At 72.4% G+C, this 4,351-nt stretch carries 3 protein-coding genes and 1 pseudogene; all 4 read right to left on the reverse strand.

Annotation, left to right across the window (positions count from 1 at the left end):
- The coding region (locus tag SNE206_RS39695) for a GlgB N-terminal domain-containing protein (protein ID WP_407918461.1) at positions 1-566 on the reverse strand (566 nt) is incomplete at its 3' end.
- 32 nt (positions 567-598) lie between these two features.
- A complete protein-coding gene (locus SNE206_RS39700; RefSeq protein WP_407918462.1) occupies positions 599-2,089 on the reverse strand; it encodes a maltokinase N-terminal cap-like domain-containing protein in 1,491 nt (496 codons plus the stop codon).
- A 259-nt stretch (positions 2,090-2,348) separates the two neighbouring features.
- Positions 2,349-4,052 carry a maltose alpha-D-glucosyltransferase gene (gene treS, locus SNE206_RS39705; protein WP_407918463.1) on the reverse strand — a complete coding sequence of 568 codons (1,704 nt, stop codon included), beginning with the start codon at positions 4,050-4,052 and terminating at the stop codon, positions 2,349-2,351.
- Between the two features lie 160 nt (positions 4,053-4,212).
- Positions 4,213-4,351: pseudogene (locus tag SNE206_RS39710) on the reverse strand (alpha-amylase); the annotation flags it as partial.

The following is a 4,351-nucleotide window of genomic DNA, read 5'->3' on the forward strand; positions in this document are numbered from 1 at the left end:
CCCGCCACCCCGTCGACCGTCCGCACGTGACTGCCCAGCGCCCGCCACAACTGCTCGTGCCGGCCCTCCGCGATCAGGTGCAGATCCAGCTCACCCAGCGTCGGCGCCATCCGGTACCCGTCGTCCTGCAGCAGCGGCCCGCCGCCCGGGTACGTCACCCGCAGGCGGTACGCCGGGAACTCCCGGCCCGCCAGCAGTCCGGTGAAGAGGCCGGACTGCTGGTGGGTGAGCTCGGCCGGTCCGTGGTCGGTCTCCACCACGACCCGCTCCGCGAACGGACGGAGCACCCGGATCGCGGTGCCCTCCAGGGTCGCGTGCGCCCCGAGGAGGGCGTGCGGGTCGTGGTGCACGCCGGAGACCAGCCGGTCGACCTCGGCCGGCGGCAGCGGCGCCTCCGGCAGCCGCAGCACGGCGGACGCGTCCTGCTCGGCCCGGCGTGGCGCCGCAGGCTCGCGCCGCCGGGCCACCCGGGTCCTCGCGCCCGGGGTGGGCGCGCCGGTGCCCGACCGGAGGGTGTCGGGCGTGGCGGTGGTGGAGCGGTCGGGCTTGGGGCCGAGCGGTGTCACGTCGGGTCCTCCTGCTAGCGGATGAGGGCGGGTCAGACGGTCAGGGCCAGACGGTTGATCGCGGCCAGCGGGATGGGCAGCCAGCTCGGCCGGTGCCGCGCCTCGTAGACGACCTCGTACACCGCCTTGTCGATCTCCAGGGCGCGCAGCAGCTCCGGCGCGGTGGCCGGATCCATCCCCCCGCCCGCGGTGTATCCGGCGCAGTACGCGGTCCGGTTGCGGGCCGCCCACGCGGCGGCCAGGTGGGCGAGTTCCGGGTCGGGGCCGGGGGCGCCGGCGAGCAGGTGGGCGGCCGCGTAGTCGAAGGAGCGGAGCATCGCGGCGACGTCGCGGAGCGCGGGCTGCGGCAGCCGGCGCTCGGCCAGCGGCTTCGCGGGTTCGCCCTCGAAGTCCAGCAGCACCCAGCCGTGCGGGGTGCGCATCGCCTGGCCCAGGTGCAGGTCGCCGTGGATCCGCTGGACGGGCAGCCCCTCCAGGTGGTCGGCGGTCAGCTGCTGGAAGGCGGCGCGCAGCGCGGAGCGGTAGCGCAGCAGCCCGGGGACGGCGGCGACGGCGCTGTCGAGCCGGTCGGCCATGGCGGAGGCGAGCCGGCCGGTCTCGGTGTGGTCGAGCCGGGCCGTGGGCATCGTGCGCGCGAGCACCCGGTGCACCTCGGCGGTGGCCCGGCCGAGCCGGTGCGCCTCGATGGCGAAGTTGCCGGGCGACGGGTCGCCCTTGAGCCGGGCGACCTGGTCGAGCGCCAGCTCCCAGCCGTCCTCGGCGTCCGGGAGGTAGCGCTGCAGCAGGCCGAGGGTGGCGGGCTCGGAGCGCTCCAGCCGTGACTCGAACCAGGCGGCGACCCGGGGGATCCGGGTGGACCCGGCCCGGGAGAGCGCCAGCGAGAGCTCCAGGTCCGGGTTGGTGCCGGGGCTGATCCGCCGGAACAGCTTGAGGATGAACGACGTCCCGTAGATCACCGAGCTGTTCGACTGCTCGGCGGTGGACGCTCGGCCGAGCAGGTTGCCGGGCAGCCCCGGGCCCGGGGTGCGGCGGAAGGAGAGCGCGCCGAAGCGGTCGCCGGTGGCGAGGTGCTCCAGCAGGCGGCCGGTCAGCTCGGGGTCGTGCACCGCGTCGTACAGCACCGCGCCGTCGTGCGGGCCGCCGCCGGCCAGCCGCCCGAGGACGGCCGCCGGTCCGATCCCGGAGGGGTCCTGGGAGCGGATGCCGAGCAGCAGCTGGTAGATGTCGCCCTGGGCCCCCGCGCCGGTGCCGTGCTCGACCCGCAGCAGCAGGTGGAGCAGGGTCGGGTCGCCGACCTGCAGCGGAGTGCCTACCACGGGGGTGAGGCCGGTGATCGGCCGCCCCTTCCCGGCGTACCAGCGCTGCGTGGGCAGCCAGTCGGCGATCAGCGGCAGGGCGGAGCCCACGAGTTCGCTGATTCCCGCTGTGGTTCTCCGCCCGGTGCCGCGCGTTCCGACCGGCCCGGGGGCGCTGTCGGGTGCGTCGCGGTGCACATGGGCTTGAGAACGGGAGGTTTCGGACATGACTCCCTTTCCCCGGAAGCGGGCGGACTGCCCGACGGGTCGTGGCCGGGCCCGTCAGTCTTCCGGATTTCGGCGGCGCGGCGGCGACGGCACGCGAGCGGGGCTCGGGTGTCACGCCATAGTGTGGGTGGCCGTTGGGCTGTTCTCCGTACGCGGTGGTGCGAAGACCCTCCGGGGCACGGACGGTGTCGTCCGCGCCCCGGAGGGCGGATGGCCCGGTGACCTGGTGGATCGTTACTTCGGGACGGGCTCGCCGCCGCTACTTGATTCCGGGCTTCCGGAGCTGGAACCAGTAGAAGCCGTGCCCGGCGAGGGTGAGCAGATAGGGCCACTCACCGATGGACGGGAAACGGACGCCGCCGATCAGCTCGACCGGGTACCGCCCGCCGTACCGCCGCAGGTCCAGTTCGGTCGGCTGCGCGAACCGCGAGAAGTTGTTCACGCACATGACCAGGTCCCCCTCGTGCTCACGCACGAAGGCCAGCACCGCGGGGTTGCTGGAGGGCAGCTCGGTGTAGCTGCCGAGGCCGAACGCAGGATTGAGCTTGCGGATTTCGATCATGCGACGCGTCCAGTGCAGCAGCGAGCTCGAACTGCTCTGCTGTGCCTCGACGTTGGTCACCTGATAGCCGTACACCGGATCCATGATGGGCGGCAGACTGAGCCTGCCCGGGTCGGCGGAGGAGAAACCCGCGTTGCGGTCCGGGGTCCACTGCATCGGGGTCCGGACGCCGTCCCGGTCGCCCAGCCAGATGTTGTCGCCCATGCCGATCTCGTCGCCGTAGTACAGCACCGGCGAGCCCGGCAGGGAGAGCAGCAGGGCGGTGAACAGCTCGATCTGGTTGCGGTCGTTCTCCAGGAGCGGGGCGAGCCGCCGGCGGATGCCCACGTTGGCCCGCATCCGCGGGTCCTTCGCGTACTCCGCGTACATGTAGTCGCGCTCCTCGTCGGTGACCATCTCCAGGGTCAGCTCGTCGTGGTTGCGCAGGAAGATGCCCCACTGGCAGCTGCTGGGGATCTCCGGGGTCTTCGCGAGGATCTCGGAGACCGGGTAGCGCGACTCCCGCCGCACCGCCATGAAGATCCGCGGCATCACCGGGAAGTGGAACGCCATGTGGCACTCGTCGCCGCCGGAGGCGAAGTCGCCGAAGTAGTCGACGACGTCCTCGGGCCACTGGTTGGCCTCGGCCAGCAGCACGGTGTCCGGGTAGTCGGCGTCGATCTCCTTGCGGAGCCTGCGGAGGAACTCGTGGGTCTCCGGGAGGTTCTCGCAGTTGGTGCCCTCACGCGCGTACAGGTACGGCACCGCGTCCAGCCGGAAGCCGTCGATGCCGAGGTCCAGCCAGAACCGCAGGGCCGCGATGACCTCCTCGTGCACCCGCGGGTTGTCGAAGTTGAGGTCGGGCTGGTGGGAGAAGAACCGGTGCCAGAAGTACTGCTTGCGCACCGGGTCGTACGTCCAGTTGGAGCTCTCGGTGTCGACGAAGATGATCCGGGCGTCCGGGTACTGCTTGTCGTCGTCGGCCCACATGTAGAAGTCGCCGTACGGGCCGTCGGGGTCGTTGCGGGACGCCTGGAACCACGGGTGCTGGTCGCTGGTGTGGTTGACCACGAAGTCGATGATCACCCGCATGCCGCGCAGGTGGGCGGCGTCGACGAACTCCACGAAGTCGGCGAGGTCGCCGAACTCCGGGAGCACCGACTTGTAGTCGGCCACGTCGTACCCGCCGTCCCGCAGCGGCGAGGCGAAGAAGGGCGGCAGCCAGAGGCAGTCCACCCCCAGCCACTGCAGGTAGTCGAGCTTCGAGGTGAGCCCCTTGAGGTCACCCACACCGTCGCCGTTGCTGTCCTGGAACGAGCGGACCAGGACCTCGTAGAAGACCGCCCGTTTGAACCACTCCGGGTCGCGGTCCCGGGCGGGGGTCTCGGCGAAGGTGTCGGGAACGGGCTCGTTGACTGTCACAGAGAGCCTCCGGCGTGTGCGGGGTGGGAAGAGGAGCGGGTCGGGAGCGGGGTCCGGCAGGACGGCTGAGGGGGCCGGTGCGGGGCATCGGAGACCGGAGTCGGCACGGTCCGGGCGGGATCCGCCGGCAGGCGGCGCCGCCCCCCGGCCGCCGGAGGCCCTATGGGTGCCTCCGGACGGTGAGGAGGTGGGCGGGGCCGGTGGCGGGGTCGAGGCGGACGTAGTTGTGGCGGGCCCAGTGGTAGGTGGCGCCGGTGAGTTCGTCGTGGACCTGGAGGGGGAGGTCGGTGTCGAGGGTG

This window comes from Kitasatospora sp. NE20-6, from assembly GCF_045862635.1.